This window comes from Mesorhizobium sp. M7A.F.Ca.CA.001.08.2.1, assembly GCF_003998455.1.
Lineage (GTDB): Bacteria > Pseudomonadota > Alphaproteobacteria > Rhizobiales > Rhizobiaceae > Mesorhizobium > Mesorhizobium ciceri.
This window is the reverse complement of record NZ_RZPW01001276.1, coordinates 1-906: the sequence shown is the minus strand read 5'-3', so window position 1 is coordinate 906 and position 906 is coordinate 1. Positions and strand designations below refer to the sequence as shown.

Below are 906 nucleotides of genomic sequence, written 5' to 3'. Positions count from 1 at the left end.
CCATAGGAGTTCGTGCAGCACCCGCGCTTCCGATTCTGCGGTGAAGACGGGACCTGCCGGGTGCATGATGGCGCGTGACGCGGTGACCCGGCTGATGTCGGCGGGACAGGACACCCACAGCGCCTTGCGAGCGGCAATGATATCCTGTGGCAGCGACGATGGCGGCGAAGGCTCGGACACGCCGCCATCCGACCGGACAAGCGTGCCTTCCAGGACACGGCGACCCTGGTCCCGCTTCAGTGCCGCGGCAAGCTCGGCAATGCCTTCCACCGGAGCGTCGAGATGGCCGAGGACGGTGATCTCGGCATTTTCCGCCTGGAGCGGCGCGAAGGTGATTTCGAGGAACTGCCGCACCGGCCAGTAGATGAAGGCGCCGGCGGTCGCGGAAAGCACATGCGTAGCACCCTCGATATCCTCGACGAAGGGAGCATGCCAATAGATGTGGCTGCCGGCGATCTTCGGCGTGTGCAGTTGCAGGCGCATGGGCAAGGCCGAGAGCAGCGCGCGGCGCGTGCGCTCGGCATCGCCAGTCAGGCGCAGCGGCCAGCTGCGCCCCTCGGCAGAGAAAATCAGGTCCATCTTACTTTCCAGGATTGAAGAAGGAGACGGGTTTGAGGATCTGGTTGCGCATGTCGAGAAGATAGTCGGTCTCGATCACCTTGCGCCGATAGGCCTGCCATTCGGGATCGGCCTCCATGCGGTCGCGCCGGTCCTCTCGATCGGCAAGGCTCTCATATTTCCACAAATGCACGGTGCGCGAGAGGTCGCCGATATGCGTCTGGAAGAAGCCGAAGGGCTCGCCCAAATAATGCCGCTGCATCGGCAGGCCGACGTCCTCGTAGAGTTTGAGGAAATGCGACAGCTTGTTGGGGCGGGCGGTATAGGTGCGATGGTCGAAGATCATAT

At 63.0% G+C, this 906-nt stretch carries 2 protein-coding genes; both read right to left on the bottom strand.

Going from position 1 to position 906, the window contains the following annotated elements:
• A partial coding sequence (locus EN914_RS36800) for a hypothetical protein (protein ID WP_164779234.1) occupies nt 1-579 on the bottom strand: 579 nt, incomplete at its 3' end.
• A gap of 1 nt (nt 580) precedes the next feature.
• The coding region (locus EN914_RS36795) for an NIPSNAP family protein (protein WP_024503998.1) at nt 581-906 on the bottom strand (326 nt) is incomplete at its 5' end.